Below are 12,731 nucleotides of genomic sequence, written 5' to 3'. Positions count from 1 at the left end.
AATTCGGCGCGCGCGCTGCTGCAAGTTTTTTGCTGCGGTGCTAACTTCTCGCACTTGCTGTCCGGCGCAGCGCCAACCCACTGAACACAGCCATGCTTTTCTCTCCCCTCCAAGTCGGCGCCCTGCCCCTGCCCAACCGCATCCTGCTGGCCCCGCTGACGCGCACGCGCGCCGACGCCGGCCACATGCCCAATGCGCTGATGGCCGAGTACTACGCCCAGCGCGCCAGCGGTGGCCTCCTGATCACCGAATGCACCATGGTGGCCCCCAACACCTCGGCCTTCATCAATGAGCCCGGCATCTACAACGCCGAGCAGATCGAAGCCTGGAAGCAGGTCACCGCCGCCGTGCACGCCAAGGGCGGCCGCATCTTCATGCAGATCTGGCACGCCGGCCGCGCCGCTCACCCGGCCATGAACGAGGGCACCACGCCGGTGTCCTCAGGATCGGTCGCCATCGACGGCGAGGTGCACACGCCCAATGGCAAGGAGCCCAATGCCCAGCCGCGCGAGCTGCGCGCCGATGAGATTCCGGCCCTGGTCGAGGCCTATGCCCAGGGCGCGCGCAATGCCATCGCCGCTGGCTTTGACGGCGTCGAAGTGCACGGTGCCAACGGCTACCTGATCGACCAGTTCCTGCGCGATGGCGTCAACAAGCGCAGCGACGCCTACGGCGGCTCGCTGGAGAACCGCGCCCGCTTCCTGTTCGAGGTGCTGGATGCCGTGACGGCCGCCATCGGCGCTGATCGCGTGGGCCTGCGCCTGTCGCCGCTGAACAGCTACAACAGCATGGTCGACAGCGATCCCGTAGGCTGGATCGGCTTCCTGTCCGAGAAGGTCAGCGCCTACAAGCTGGCATACCTGCACGTCATGCGCGCCGACTTCTTCCAGGTGCAGAAAGCCGATGTGATGCCCGTGGCCCGCGCCAAGTACCAGGGCGTGCTGATCGGAAATATGGGCTACAGCGGTGAAGAAGCGAGCCAGGCCATCGAGGCGGGCCAGCTGGATGCGGTGGCCTTCGGCACCAGCTTCCTGGCCAACCCGGACCTGCCGGCCCGCCTCAAGGCCGGCGCCGCCCTCAATGCACCGGACCCCAGCACCTTCTACACCCCGGGCGCCAAGGGCTACACGGACTACCCGACGCTCTGAGTGAGGCTCCGGCGCTCGCGCTGAGCTGAGCCAAACTCCACACATTTGCGGGCAGCCTTCGGGCTGCCCGCTGTGTTTGGAGGCGGGCTCGTGTGCCACTGGGTAGGATGGCGGGACACGACGGAGGATGGCCCGGCATGGTCACGACGATCAAACGCGACGATTTCTGTTTTCTGGTGGTGGACGATTTCTCGACCATGCGCCGCATCATCTCGGGCCTGCTGCGCGAGCTGGGCTTTCGCAAGATCATGGAGGCCGAGGACGGCCAGGTCGCGCTGCGCACCCTGGAACTGGCGGCCGAATCGGGCGAACCGGTGCACTTTGTGCTCAGCGACATCAATATGCCGGTGATGAACGGCTTCCAGCTGCTGGAAGCCCTGCGCCAGAAACCCGAAGGTTCCGTGCTGCGCCAGGTGCCGGTGCTGCTGGTCACGGCCGAGGGCCGCAAGGAAGACATCATCCGCGCCGCCCAGCTGGGAGCCAGCGGCTATGTGGTCAAGCCTTTCAACAAGGACACCATCGGCGACAAGATTCATCTGGTCCTGAAGAACCGCCACGTCATGGTCGAGTAAGTTGCAGGCCCGACTCGGCCGGCCGCCTGCTCAGGCGCGCGGCAGCGCCCCTTTGCGCCAGGCCTGACCCAAGGTCACCAGGCCACGCTCCAGCAGCATCAACACCTGATCAAAACCGCTGGCCGGGCCAAAGTAAGGGTCGGGCACGTCCTGGCCGGCCATACCGGGCACCAGGTCCATGAACAGATGCAGGCGGTGCTGCAGCTCGGGCGGGCATTGCTTGCGCAGGGCCACCAGATGGTCGTTTTCCATTGCCAGGATCAGCTCATAACGCTGGAAATCCTCGGCCCGAATCCGGCGCGTGCGCCACTTCTTGTCGATCCCCAGGCGCACGCGCTCCAGCGCTGCGATCGCCCGCTTGTCGGCCGGCTCGCCGCGCGAGCCTGCATGCACGCCCGCCGAGGCCACATCGGCAAACGCCGCCTCGCCGCCCGGGCCAAAGCCGGCCCGGCGGGCCTTCAGCAGCGCCTCGGCCATGGGCGAGCGGCACAGATTGGCTGTGCAGACGAAGAGAACGGCGGGCACGGCGATCAGCGCGCGAGTTCGGCGCGCATGGCGTCGATCACGGCCTTGTAGTCGGGCTTGCCGAAGATGGCCGAGCCGGCGACAAAGGTGTCGGCGCCAGCATCGGCGATCTGGCGGATGTTGTCGACCTTGACGCCGCCGTCGATTTCCAGTCGGATGTCTCGGCCGCTCTTGTCGATGATCTTGCGCGCGGCCTCCAGCTTTCTGAGTGCGCTGGGGATGAAGCTCTGGCCGCCGAAGCCGGGGTTGACGCTCATGATCAGGATCAGATCGACCTTGTCGATCACCCACTCGAGCACATCCAGCGGCTCGGCCGGGTTGAAGACCAGACCGGCCTGCTTGCCCTCGGCCTTGATCAGTTGCAGGGTGCGGTCCACATGCTTGGAGGCATCGGGGTGGAAACTCACCAGATCGGCGCCGGCCTTGGCAAAGGCCACGGCCAGGGCATCGACCGGCTCGACCATCAGATGCACATCGATGGGCGCGGGCGTGCCATCGGGCTTGACCGAATGCTTGCGCAGCGCCTCGCAGACCATGGGCCCGAAGGTCAGATTGGGCACGTAATGGTTGTCCATCACGTCAAAGTGGATCCAGTCGGCACCGGCGGCCAGCACATGGCGGACCTCCTCGCCCAGGCGGGCGAAATCGGCGGACAGGATGCTCGGGGCGATGCGGTATTGGGGGGTGCTCATGGCTGGCTGCTGGCGCGCGGGCGCTCGGTGGGGCGGATGAGCGGCGATTTTAGAAGCCCCCGGCGCCTGGGCCGGTTTCAGCCCCGGACAGCACGCTGACGCGCCCGGCCCGCCGCCTCACTCGGGGCGGTGGCAGACCGCCTCGATATTGTTGCCCTCGGGGTCGATGACGAAGGCCCCGTAGTAGTTCGGGTGGTAATGCGGGCGCAGGCCCGGCGCGCCGTTGTCGCGGCCACCGGCGGCGATGGCGGCGGCGTAGAAGGCATCGACCTCGGCACGGCTGGCGGCGCGCCAGCAAAGGTGGCAGCCCATGGTCGCCTCCGGGCCGCCGTAGGGCGACGGGCCGTCGATGAACCAGACATCGGTGCGCTTGCCCTCGGGCTCGCTGGAATCCGGATGGCCGAAGCCGACGATGTTGGCGCCGAAATTGCCCTCCAGCGCCAGGGTGTAGCCCAGCGGCGCCAGCGCGGCGGCGTAAAAGGCTTTGGCTTGGGCGATGTCACGCACGCGGAAGGTCATGTGGTCCAGCATGGCTTGGCTCCTGGCAAAGGGTTTGGGGGGGCCTGGCTGCGCATCAGCCGGGTACTAGATACTGTATATTCATACAGCAAACCCAGCAATAGGCCTAACGGCCTGTGCCATGGACTCCGGGGCGATTGCCGACCCGGTCACGGGGCCGGCGAGCCGCCCCCCCTGCAATCGCTCAGGCCTTGCGCACCCGCTTGGTGGCGGCAGCCGCTTGCGCTTCCTGCCCGGTGGACAGGCCGCCGAAGCAGCTGAGCAGCAGGATGTCGATGATCTGCGCGTCGCTGTACTGGCCGGCGGCCTTGAGCAGGCCCAGCACTGGGTCGCAGGCGCGAGCAAACAAGGTGTAGAGCAGCACCTCGGGCGGCAGCTCGGCGCGCAGGCTGCCGTCGGCCTGGCCGGCTTCGATCCACTCGCCCAGCAGGTCGGACAGGCGCAGCAGCCGATCCATATAGCCCTTGTGCGCCACCAGGGCGGCGCGCAGCGTCGAGTTCTGCGAGGGCAGCGAGGGCATCTCGCCCGCCAGCTGCACCTGCATGGTCCAGCGGGCCACGGCGCGCAGCTGTTCCAACGGCGCCGCAGGCTGCTGGCGCAGGCGCTCCACCTCGGCCAGGGCCAGATCCAGCACGCGCACCATGGCGGCGGCGGCCAGTTCTTCCTTGGACGAGAAGTGCTTGTAGAGGCTGGCTTTGGCGATGCCGACATCGGCCACCACCTCGTCCACCGTCATCAGGTCAAACCCTTTTTCGGCCAGCAAGCGATTGACGGAGGCCACGATGGCGTCCTCACGCACTTGCAACACTTGTTCGCGAAAAGAGACTTTTGCCATGACGCGATTCTAGGCGCCATCGGCCGCGGAAACGACAGCGCCGTTTCCAAACATCCGAATTCGTAACTTTTTAAACGCAACGGTTGACTTTGTGAACTACCCAGTTCACATTTCATCCCAAGCGGTGCAGCACTCCCTGGCAACACGGGGCTCGCACCGAGCGCACTCGCCAAGACCTTCGCCCATTCCATCGTCAAGGCCGCCCAAGAGCCCAAGACAGCCCACGGAGATCCACCCATGTTGAACTGGCTCATCGATCCCACCCGCCTGGCACGCATGGCACGCAGCGAGCTGCTGCCCCGCGACAGCGCCTGCGTGTCGCCGCGCCCTTCGGCCCCGGTTGAGGCACCGCGCCTCGATCGCTGGCGCGCCGCGGTGCATCTGGCCGGCATGGAGCACGCGCTGGACCCGACTGCCAGCCAGGGCCAGCTCAGCCTGCTGGTGCCCGAGGACACCGCCTTTGCCGCCTTCGAGGCCGAGTTGGAGCAAAGCGGCAGCAACTGGGCCGCGTTCTGCGAAGACCGCGTCGCCCTGCGCCGCTGGCTGCTCGGTCATGTGTTGCCCCAGCCCTGCACAGCGCAAGCACTGCGCAGCCACCGCGGCGCGGCGCTGGACACCCTGGGCGCCCATGCCCTGCGCCTGGCCCCCGCCTCCGACAGCCTGGCAGCGCCTGCCCTGCTCGACGCCCGCGGCCGCCGCGCCCAGCTGCTGAGCAGCCGCCAAACCGGGCCGCAGCGCCATCTGCATGTGATCGACCGGGTGTTGCAGCCAGCGACGCAGGGCCTGCTGGATCTGCTCGCCCAGAACCCCGAGCACCGCGATTTCCTGGCCGCCCTGTGCAGCACTGGCCTGGACGCCCTGCTGGCCGGCAGCGGCCCCTTCACGGTGCTCGCGCCCAGCAACGCCGGCATGGCACGCCTGGCCCCGCGGCTGGGCCTGCGCGAGCGCGAGCTGGCGCGCCAGCCGGAGCTGCTGCGCCAGGTCTTGCTGCAACACCTGCTGCCGGGTGACTGCCCCGAGAGCGATTTGCCCTGGGGCGGCCAGTTGCGCACCGCGGCCGGCGAGGCCTTGAGTTTCAGTGCCCTGGGCCTGCTGGGCGAAGGCGAACAGCTCCAGCCCCTGCTGCCCAGCAGTGACCAGATTGCCCGCAACGGCCGCTTGCATCAGGTGGAGCAGCTGCTGATCCCGCCCTCGCTGCAGGACGAACACGAAGCCAGCGCTGCCGCCGACAAGCTGACGGCGATCCCGCTGCCGCTCTGGCGAGCGCCGCCTTGCGCGCCGCGCAGCCACGCGCACTGAGGCCGGCGCCACACCCGGTTCTCCTTCACTTTCCCTTTGTTCTCTCCAGCCGTGCCCTCCAGGCGCGGCCGGGTGGGCGTGAGCCTGCCTGTCTTGCTGCTTGTCTCTCGCACGGGCTTTGCCCTCGTTCCTCAACCTCTCTTTTGTTCAATTCAAGTCAGGAGCACAACGATGTCCCTCATCAATTGGCTGAAACCTTGGATCCTGCTGGGCTCTGCCGCCCTGATGCTGAGCGCCTGCGGCGGCGGCGATGACCCTGCACCGCCACCCAAGCCGGAACCGACCCTGGTCGACGTGGCCAAGGCCGATGCGCGCTTCAGCATCCTGGTCGAAGCGGTGGTCGCCGCCGACCTGGCCACCACCTTGTCGGGCGCCGGCCCCTTCACCGTCTTTGCGCCAACCAACGACGCCTTCGCCGCCCTGCTGGCCGAGCTGGGCGTCACCAAGGAACAGTTGCTGGCCAACAAAGACCTGCTCAAGACGGTGCTGACCTACCACGTGCTGCCCGCCCGCGTCGCCAAAGCCGCGGTGCCAGCCGGCAAGGCGATCACCACCGTGCAGGGCGGCATCTTCAAGGTCGATGCCGTGGCCAGTGACCTGGTGATCACCGACGGCCGCAACCGCAAGGCCAAGATCACCGCCACCGATGTGGCTGGCAGCAACGGCCTGATCCACGTGATCGACAAAGTGATCCTGCCCGCCAACAAGAACCTGGTGGAAACGGCGATCGCCACGCCCGATCTGAGCATACTGGTCGAAGCCGTGGTCGCCGCCGACCTGGGCGCCACCCTCAGCGGCACCGGACCCTTCACCGTCTTCGCACCGACCAACGCGGCCTTCGCCGCGCTGCTGACCGAGCTGGGCGTCACCAAGGCCGAACTGCTGGCCAACAAGCCGCTGCTCACCAAGGTGCTGACCTACCACGTGATTTCGGGCCGCGTGCTCAAGGCCGATGTGGCGATCGGTACCGCCGTCAACACCGTGCAAGGCGAGAGCCTGACGGTGGACGCCAACCTCGACATCACCGACCGCAACGGCCGCAAAGCCCGCATCACCGCCACCGACGTGATGACCAGCAACGGCGTCGTTCACCTGATCGACAAGGTCATCCTGCCCAAGCAGTGAGCCCCCGTTCACCAATTCACCCGTTCACCTGTTCACCCACCCATCAAGGAAACCCATGAAGCACTTCATCGCCATCACCGCCCTGAGCCTGAGCGCCCTGTCTGCCCAAGCCAAGGACATCGTCGACACCGCGGTCGCCGCCGGCAACTTCAAGACCCTGGCCACCGCCCTGCAAGCGGCCGGTCTGGTCGACACGCTCAAGGGCAAGGGCCCCTTCACCGTCTTCGCCCCGACCGACGAAGCCTTCGCCAAGGTGCCCAAGGCCGATCTGGAAGCCCTGCTGAAGGACAAGGCCAAGCTGACCGCCGTGCTGACCTACCACGTCGTGCCGGGCAAGGTCATGGCCAAGGACGTCAAGGCCGGCAAGGTCAAGACCGTGCAAGGCAGTGAGCTGACCATCGGCACCACGGGCGGCGTCACGGTCGACAAGGCCAAGGTCACCGCCACCGACATCGCCGCTGACAACGGCGTGATCCACGTCATCGACAGCGTGATCATGCCCAAGTAAGCGGGCAATTCGCCCGCCCAGCCGCCAGCGGTGCGAGAGCACCCTGGCGGCTTCTTGTTTTCTTGGCTCGCGCGCTGTGCTTTGACGTGAGGCTGGTTGCGGCACGAAGCAGCCCTTGGGTTTGCTCGGAAGGCCCTGCAGCCCGTGCCGCCACCGGGCTCATGGTTCCGGGGTCGGCCCTGTCGGGCCGACTTCCCTGCGCTGCTCGCGCCTCGGGGCTGGCGCATAACTCACTCCGCTCCCTGCGTTCGCTTCGTTCAGACAGAAGCGCCAAGTCAGAACTTGAAGCGCGCGGGTACGCGCGCGCCCCGAGGCGCTGTGCTGCTCGGCCCGGCACAAATCGCCCGGCAGCGGCACGGGCTGCAGGGCGCTTGCATCGCGGTCGATGTGCCTCATCAACGGTGGAACACGCCACCTCCGGAGGTGGCTCGACCCGCCGACGGGCGATTTGTGCGCGGCCGAGGGCGCAGCGGAGCGGATCAGGCGCGCGTACCCGCGCGCTTCAAGCGCTGACTCGGCGCCACTGTTTGACCACAGTGAGCGCAGCGAACGGAGGGAGTTTGGCGCCGCTGAGCCGCGCAGTGAGCAGCGAGGGGAGTCGGCTCGAAGAGCCGACCCGCGAACCATGAGCCCGGCGGCGGGCCGAGACACCGCAGCGAGAAAGATCCATCAAGACAGCGGAAGTCCGCAATGTGCCGCTTTCATCCACCCGCCGGCGAGCGAAACTTCGCCCTCGCCGCCGCCACCTTCTCGCGCGTGATGCATCCCGGCGCATGGTCGTTGATCAGACCCATGGATTGCAGGAAGGCGTACATGGTGGTCGGGCCGACAAACTTCCAGCCGCGTTTTTTCAAGTCCTTGGACAAGGCGCGTGAAGCGTCGGACTCGGTGGCGATTTCGCCCGGCACGGGCTCGGCATGGTGGCTGGGTTCGAAGCCCCAGATGTAGCGCGCGAGCGAGCCCTGCTCGGCCACCAGCTCCCGTGCGCGGGCGGCGTTATGGATCACCGCCTCAATCTTGCCGCGGTGGCGCACGATGCCGGCGTCCTGCAACAGACGCTCGACATCGGCCGGGCCGAAACGGGCCATGCGCTCGATCTCGAAGTTGGCAAAGGCGGCGCGAAAGGCCTCACGCTTGTTGAGGATGGTGCGCCAGGACAGGCCCGACTGAAAGCCCTCCAGGCAGAGCTTCTCGAACAGGCGGCGGTCATCGGCGACAGGAAAGCCCCACTCGCTGTCGTGGTACTCCAGATAGACGGCATCACCGGGCGCAGCGGCGCACCAGCGGCAGCGGGGCCAGCCATCGGCCGGCAGATACAGGGTTTGTTGCGGGGTCATGACGGTGGCGAAGAAGAGGCAAAAAGACCAAGGCCGCCCGAACACAAGGGCTTGGGTCGCAGCATAGCGCCCCGGCCAGAGGGACAACCTAGAATCGGCCGCATGCCCAAGCCTCAGTTCAAATGCTCCGCGCTCGTGCAAGTCCTGCCCGAACAGACCGATGTCGCGCAAGACCTGTACGCCTTCAGCTACACGATCACGATCGAGAACACCGGCGACATCAGCGCCCAGCTGATCGGCCGGCATTGGCACATCGTTGATGCCCGCGGCCATGAGCAGGAAGTCCATGGCCTGGCGGTCGTGGGCCACCAGCCCCTGCTGGCACCGGGCCAGAGCTTCCAGTACAGCTCCTGGGCGCAGATCGCCACGCCGCAAGGCAGCATGCGCGGCCGCTTCCTCTGCGCCACCGAGAACGCCGAAGTGTTCTACGCCGAGGTGCCCGAGTTCCTGCTCGCCGAAAGCGGCGCCCTGCATTGATGATGGGGGGCTCGCTGCGCCGCGCGCCGAGCTGGGACCTGACCGCCCTGCTCAACGCCGCCGATCCGCGCGCCGAACTGGCCGCACGCAATCTCTGGCTGGCCCGGCTGCTCGAATGGCTGCGCCACCCGCCCAGCCGCGAAGAAGAACGCGAGCGCAGCGGCAGCAGCCTGCTGCCCGTGCTGCGGCTCAAGCACCTGCTCAATGTGCTGGAGCGCAACCCCGAGCATGCTCAGGCGGTGCGCCTGCTGCTCAACTCGATCTGGCGCGACATCGACGCCAGCGGCCTGTTCGCCGACGTCGGCTTTGCGCCGCGTGTGGCGCTCTGGGCCGAGTTCCAGCACCGCCTGCAGCAGCGCCTGCTGCCGCGCACGGCCGACACCCGCGATCTGGCCGAGCTGTTCGGCCTGCTCTTCCCCGAAGACAGCGATGAGCAATGGCTGCTGGCCCTGGACGAGCCCCTGCTGCAGCGCCTGGCCGCCCTGCTGAACCCGGCCCTGCCCGCCGCCAGCGAGACCAGCGCCGCGCCCGACACCAAGCCGCAGTGGCGCGAAGCCATGCTGCGCGGCCTGACCGTTCTGGTAAGCAGCGTGCGCGCGGCCGGTCTCTCGGGCCCCTTGCGCAAGCGCATGAGCTCCGAGCTGCTGGCCGATCAACCGTTTGAACAACTGGCCGGCGCCTGCGACCAGCTGATCCAGGCCCTGCGCAGCGGCGACGCGGCGCGCAGCGGCCAGGCCCTGCAGCTGCTGCGCGCCCTGCTCGATGTCTGCCAGCGCGCTGCGGCCAGCGTGCCTGAGCATCTGGAGGCCTACGGCGTGTCGGTGGACATCGTCTTTGCCGTGGAGCAGATGCTGGCGCGCGTGCAGCGCATCGAGGCCTTGCTGGACTGCCTGGGCGCCGAGCAAAGCCCGCGCGAGCTGGCCCGGCTGCTGGCCGGCCTGGTGCGCGTGGGCCATGAGCGGCGCAGCATCCGCACCCTGTTCTCGCACCACTACTCGCTGCTGGCCCGCAAGGTGGCCGAGCGCAGCGCCGAGACCGGCGAGCACTACATCACCCGCAGCCGCGAGGACTACCGCCAGATGCTGCGCCACGCGGCCGGCGGCGGCGCCATCATCGCCGGCACCACCTTCGCCAAATTCATGGTCATGGCCCTGGGCCTGACCGCCTTCTGGGCCGGCTTCTGGTCGGGCGTGAACTACGCCGCCAGCTTCGTCATCATCCACCTGCTGCACTGGACGGTGGCCACCAAGCAGCCGGCCATGACGGCGCCGGCCATGGCCGCCAAGCTGCAGCACATCAACACGCCGGAGGGCCTGAGCAGCTTTGTCGATGAGGTAGCGCATCTGCTGCGCTCGCAGATCGCCGGCATCCTGGGCAATCTGGCCGTGGTGGCGCCGGTGGTGCTGGGCGTGCAGCTGCTCAGCGGCCTCGTGATGGGCGCGCCCCTGGTGGGCGAAAAGAATGCGCACTACGTGCTGCATTCGCTCAGCCTGCTCGGCCCCTCGCCCCTGTTCGCGGCCTTCACCGGCGTGCTGCTGTTCGCCAGCAGCCTGATCGCCGGCTGGGTGGAAAACTGGTTCGTGCTGCACCGCGTGGACGCCGCCATCGCCTGGAACCCAGGACTGATCGCCCGCCTGGGCCAGGCGCGTGCGCAGCGCTGGGCGGCCTGGTGGCGCGGCAATGTCTCGGGCCTGGCGGCCAATATCTCGCTGGGCCTGATGTTGGGCCTGGTGCCGGCCCTGCTGTCCTTCATCGGCCTGCCCATCGAGGTGCGCCACGTGACCCTGTCCACCGGCCAGCTGGCCGCGGCCGTGGGTGCGCTGGGATTTGAGGTGCTGCAGCAGCCGGCGTTCTGGTGGTGCGTGGCCGGCATCGCGCTGACCGGTGTGCTGAACCTGGGCGTCAGCTTCTACCTGGCCCTGCGTGTGGCGCTGCGCTCACGCGGCATTCAGCTGGCCGACCAGGCCTTGCTGCGCCGCTCGATCTGGCAGCGCTTCCGGGCGCAGCCGCGCAGCTTCTTCCTGCCGCCCAAGGACTGAGCGCCGACGACTTATTTTTCCTGCTCGTCCTGCTCCGGCAGGCGACGCTCGCCGCCCTTGCGACCGGAAAACATGGTCCACCAGATGATGAACACGAACAGCGCCAAGGCCCCCAAGGCCTCCAGCAAGATCAATCCCATGGCGTCGGCCTCGAATGCGTGGTGTGAGCGGCTGCAGCAGGGCACAGCCGCCGCGATTCTAGGGCTGCTGGCGGCCTGCTCGAGCACGCCGCTGCCACCGGCCACACCGCCCGTCCCCGGCAGCAAAACCTCCGCCCCCAGCGACCCGAGCGGAGCCAGCAGCGCCAGCAGCCCCGAGCGCGCGCGCCTGGTGCTGCAGCGCGAGCGCTCGCGCTGGGTCGCGGTGGACTGGAGCGAGCTGCCCGGCTGGGGCGAAGACCGCGCGGCCGAGCTCTGGCCGGCGCTGCTGCAGGGCTGCGCGCGGCCGGCGGCCGGCTGGGCCGAGCTCTGCGCCCGCGCCGCACTGGCCTCGCCGGGCGATGACCACGAGGTCACGCTGTGGCTGATGCAGCACCTGCAGGCCTTTCGCGTCGAATCGCCCGAGGGCGAGACGCAAGGCCTGCTGACCGGCTACTTTGAACCCATGCTGGACGCCACGCGCAAGCCGCTGGGCGGCTACCAGGTGCCCGTGCATGCCGCACCGCCCGATCTGCAGCAGCGGCGCCCCTACTTCAGCCGCCAGCAGCTCGAAGGCGAGCAGCGCCAGCGCCTGCGCGGCCTGGAGCTGGCTTATCTGGACGACCCGCTGGACCTGCTGGTCCTGCAGATCCAGGGCTCGGGCCGGCTGCGGGTAAAGAGCCACCTCAATGACGAGAACGGCAGCTGGGTGCGCCTGGCCTTCGCCGGCCACAACGACCACCCGTATCAATCGATCGGCAAGCTCTTGATCGAGCGCGGCGAGCTGCGCCCCGGCGAGGCGTCCTGGCCGGCCATCCGCGACTGGCTGCGGCGCAACCCGCAGCAGGCCCGCGAGGTGCTGTGGAGCAACCCGCGCTATGTCTTCTTCCGTGAGGAGCCCCTGGCCGACCCCAACATCGGCCCGCGCGGCGCCCAGGGCGTGCCGCTGACACCCGGCCGCTCGGTCGCGGTGGACCGCGGCAGCATCCCCTACGGCACCGCCCTCTGGCTGGAAGCCGGCGATCCGCTGCAAAGCGGCAACTCGCCGCTGCGCCGCCTGGTCATGGCCCAGGACACCGGCAGCGCCATCACCGGCGCTGTGCGCGCCGACTTCTTCTGGGGCTGGGGCCGCGACGCCGAAGCGCAAGCCGGCCGCATGAAGCAGCCGCTGCGCCTGTGGGCGCTGTGGCCGCGTAGGAGCTTAGGCCCTTGACTCGTTGAGACAAGATGCGCCTGCACCGGAACACCCAGCCAGGAATCCTCTCATTGCAGACCGATCACCAAACACAGTTGCCAGGAATCAACGGCCGCACCGGGATTCCGACGAACTAGGACTTACCAGGAGCCCAGGGGTTTTCCGCGCTGTTTGCTCGTTATCCCTCCTTTACGCTGTGAAAACAGAAATATGAGGGAGGCTTGCGATGAGGATCGCTACATTTCGGTACGCCTGGGCTTTGATGCTGGCATCAACGTTGTGCGCCTGCGGCGGCGGGGGAGGAGGTGGTGGTGAAAGCTCTG

The 12,731-nt window shown here is 67.9% G+C and carries 14 protein-coding genes; 8 read left to right on the top strand and 6 right to left on the bottom strand.

Features of this window, described 5'->3' with window-relative positions; all coding sequences use genetic code 11:
- The first annotated feature begins 92 nt into the window (after nt 1–92).
- Together C1O66_RS19270 and C1O66_RS19265 are read left to right on the top strand one after the other, a co-directional pair.
- Complete coding sequence (locus C1O66_RS19270; RefSeq protein ID WP_102769381.1) at nt 93–1,148, top strand: alkene reductase; 1,056 nt, start codon at nt 93–95, stop codon at nt 1,146–1,148.
- A 137-nt stretch (nt 1,149–1,285) separates the two neighbouring features.
- Nucleotides 1,286–1,720: a response regulator gene (locus C1O66_RS19265; protein WP_102769380.1), complete on the top strand. Its 435-nt coding sequence runs from the start codon at nt 1,286–1,288 to the stop codon at nt 1,718–1,720.
- A gap of 30 nt (nt 1,721–1,750) precedes the next feature.
- On the opposite strand, the gene C1O66_RS19260 is transcribed toward C1O66_RS19265, so the two are convergent.
- From C1O66_RS19260 to C1O66_RS19245, 4 genes are all read right to left on the bottom strand, one after another.
- Entirely contained in the window at nt 1,751–2,245 is a 495-nt protein-coding gene (locus C1O66_RS19260) for a low molecular weight protein-tyrosine-phosphatase (RefSeq protein ID WP_102769379.1), read from the bottom strand.
- Nucleotides 2,246–2,250: 5 nt separating this feature from the next.
- Nucleotides 2,251–2,937 carry a ribulose-phosphate 3-epimerase gene (gene rpe, locus C1O66_RS19255; RefSeq protein WP_102769378.1) on the bottom strand — a complete coding sequence of 229 codons (687 nt, stop codon included), beginning with the start codon at nt 2,935–2,937 and terminating at the stop codon, nt 2,251–2,253.
- Nucleotides 2,938–3,054: 117 nt separating this feature from the next.
- On the bottom strand, nt 3,055–3,468 hold the full coding sequence (locus C1O66_RS19250) for a VOC family protein (RefSeq protein WP_102769377.1): 414 nt from the start codon (nt 3,466–3,468) through the stop codon (nt 3,055–3,057).
- A 172-nt stretch (nt 3,469–3,640) separates the two neighbouring features.
- A complete protein-coding gene (locus C1O66_RS19245) occupies nt 3,641–4,291 on the bottom strand; it encodes a TetR/AcrR family transcriptional regulator (RefSeq protein WP_102769376.1) in 651 nt (216 codons plus the stop codon).
- A 237-nt stretch (nt 4,292–4,528) separates the two neighbouring features.
- On the opposite strand from C1O66_RS19245, the gene C1O66_RS19240 reads away from it, so the two are divergent.
- The 3 genes from C1O66_RS19240 to C1O66_RS19230 all read left to right on the top strand — a co-directional run bounded on the left by C1O66_RS19240 (nt 4,529) and on the right by C1O66_RS19230 (nt 7,223).
- Complete coding sequence (locus C1O66_RS19240) at nt 4,529–5,590, top strand: fasciclin domain-containing protein (protein ID WP_102769375.1); 1,062 nt, start codon at nt 4,529–4,531, stop codon at nt 5,588–5,590.
- Between the two features lie 171 nt (nt 5,591–5,761).
- A complete protein-coding gene (locus tag C1O66_RS19235) occupies nt 5,762–6,715 on the top strand; it encodes a fasciclin domain-containing protein (RefSeq protein ID WP_102769374.1) in 954 nt (317 codons plus the stop codon).
- Nucleotides 6,716–6,770: 55 nt separating this feature from the next.
- On the top strand, nt 6,771–7,223 hold the full coding sequence (locus C1O66_RS19230) for a fasciclin domain-containing protein (RefSeq protein ID WP_102769373.1): 453 nt from the start codon (nt 6,771–6,773) through the stop codon (nt 7,221–7,223).
- 701 nt (nt 7,224–7,924) lie between these two features.
- Here C1O66_RS19230 and C1O66_RS19225 read toward each other — a convergent pair.
- Nucleotides 7,925–8,560, bottom strand: a complete 636-nt coding sequence (locus C1O66_RS19225) for a DNA-3-methyladenine glycosylase I (protein ID WP_102769372.1) — start codon at nt 8,558–8,560, stop codon at nt 7,925–7,927.
- Between the two features lie 102 nt (nt 8,561–8,662).
- Here C1O66_RS19225 and apaG point away from each other — a divergent pair, with 102 nt between their 5' ends.
- Together apaG and C1O66_RS19215 are read left to right on the top strand one after the other, a co-directional pair.
- Nucleotides 8,663–9,037: a Co2+/Mg2+ efflux protein ApaG gene (apaG, locus tag C1O66_RS19220; RefSeq protein WP_102769371.1), complete on the top strand. Its 375-nt coding sequence runs from the start codon at nt 8,663–8,665 to the stop codon at nt 9,035–9,037.
- Nucleotides 9,037–11,076, top strand: a complete 2,040-nt coding sequence (locus tag C1O66_RS19215; protein ID WP_341476787.1) for a site-specific recombinase — start codon at nt 9,037–9,039, stop codon at nt 11,074–11,076. The genes apaG and C1O66_RS19215 overlap by 1 nt, the downstream gene beginning before the upstream one ends.
- Nucleotides 11,077–11,087: 11 nt before the next feature.
- Here the strand turns inward: C1O66_RS19215 and C1O66_RS24660 are convergent, their stop codons facing one another.
- Complete coding sequence (locus tag C1O66_RS24660; protein ID WP_263300076.1) at nt 11,088–11,216, bottom strand: hypothetical protein; 129 nt, start codon at nt 11,214–11,216, stop codon at nt 11,088–11,090.
- Between C1O66_RS24660 and mltA the strand changes: the two genes are divergently transcribed.
- Nucleotides 11,215–12,426, top strand: a complete 1,212-nt coding sequence (gene mltA, locus C1O66_RS19210) for a murein transglycosylase A (protein WP_243392845.1) — start codon at nt 11,215–11,217, stop codon at nt 12,424–12,426. The genes C1O66_RS24660 and mltA overlap by 2 nt on opposite strands.
- Nucleotides 12,427–12,731: the final 305 nt, after the last annotated feature.

Source organism: Paucibacter aquatile, assembly GCF_002885975.1.
Classification (GTDB): Bacteria; Pseudomonadota; Gammaproteobacteria; order Burkholderiales; family Burkholderiaceae_C; genus Paucibacter_A; species Paucibacter_A aquatilis.
This window is presented reverse-complemented; position numbering and strand designations above follow the sequence as displayed.

Excerpts from the sequence above, each read along its gene's own strand:
- C1O66_RS19270 (WP_102769381.1), top strand. The coding sequence starts at position 93 with ATGCTTTTCTCTCCCCTCCAAGTCGGCGCCCTGCCCCTGCCCAACCGC.
- C1O66_RS19265 (WP_102769380.1), top strand. The coding sequence starts at position 1,286 with ATGGTCACGACGATCAAACGCGACGATTTCTGTTTTCTGGTGGTGGAC.
- rpe (WP_102769378.1), bottom strand. The coding sequence starts at position 2,937 with ATGAGCACCCCCCAATACCGCATCGCCCCGAGCATCCTGTCCGCCGAT.
- C1O66_RS19250 (WP_102769377.1), bottom strand. The coding sequence starts at position 3,468 with ATGCTGGACCACATGACCTTCCGCGTGCGTGACATCGCCCAAGCCAAA.
- C1O66_RS19245 (WP_102769376.1), bottom strand. The coding sequence starts at position 4,291 with ATGGCAAAAGTCTCTTTTCGCGAACAAGTGTTGCAAGTGCGTGAGGAC.
- C1O66_RS19240 (WP_102769375.1), top strand. The coding sequence starts at position 4,529 with ATGTTGAACTGGCTCATCGATCCCACCCGCCTGGCACGCATGGCACGC.
- C1O66_RS19235 (WP_102769374.1), top strand. The coding sequence starts at position 5,762 with ATGTCCCTCATCAATTGGCTGAAACCTTGGATCCTGCTGGGCTCTGCC.
- C1O66_RS19230 (WP_102769373.1), top strand. The coding sequence starts at position 6,771 with ATGAAGCACTTCATCGCCATCACCGCCCTGAGCCTGAGCGCCCTGTCT.
- C1O66_RS19225 (WP_102769372.1), bottom strand. The coding sequence starts at position 8,560 with ATGACCCCGCAACAAACCCTGTATCTGCCGGCCGATGGCTGGCCCCGC.
- apaG (WP_102769371.1), top strand. The coding sequence starts at position 8,663 with ATGCCCAAGCCTCAGTTCAAATGCTCCGCGCTCGTGCAAGTCCTGCCC.
- C1O66_RS19215 (WP_341476787.1), top strand. The coding sequence starts at position 9,037 with ATGATGGGGGGCTCGCTGCGCCGCGCGCCGAGCTGGGACCTGACCGCC.
- mltA (WP_243392845.1), top strand. The coding sequence starts at position 11,215 with ATGGCGTCGGCCTCGAATGCGTGGTGTGAGCGGCTGCAGCAGGGCACA.
- C1O66_RS24660 (WP_263300076.1), bottom strand. The coding sequence starts at position 11,216 with ATGGGATTGATCTTGCTGGAGGCCTTGGGGGCCTTGGCGCTGTTCGTG.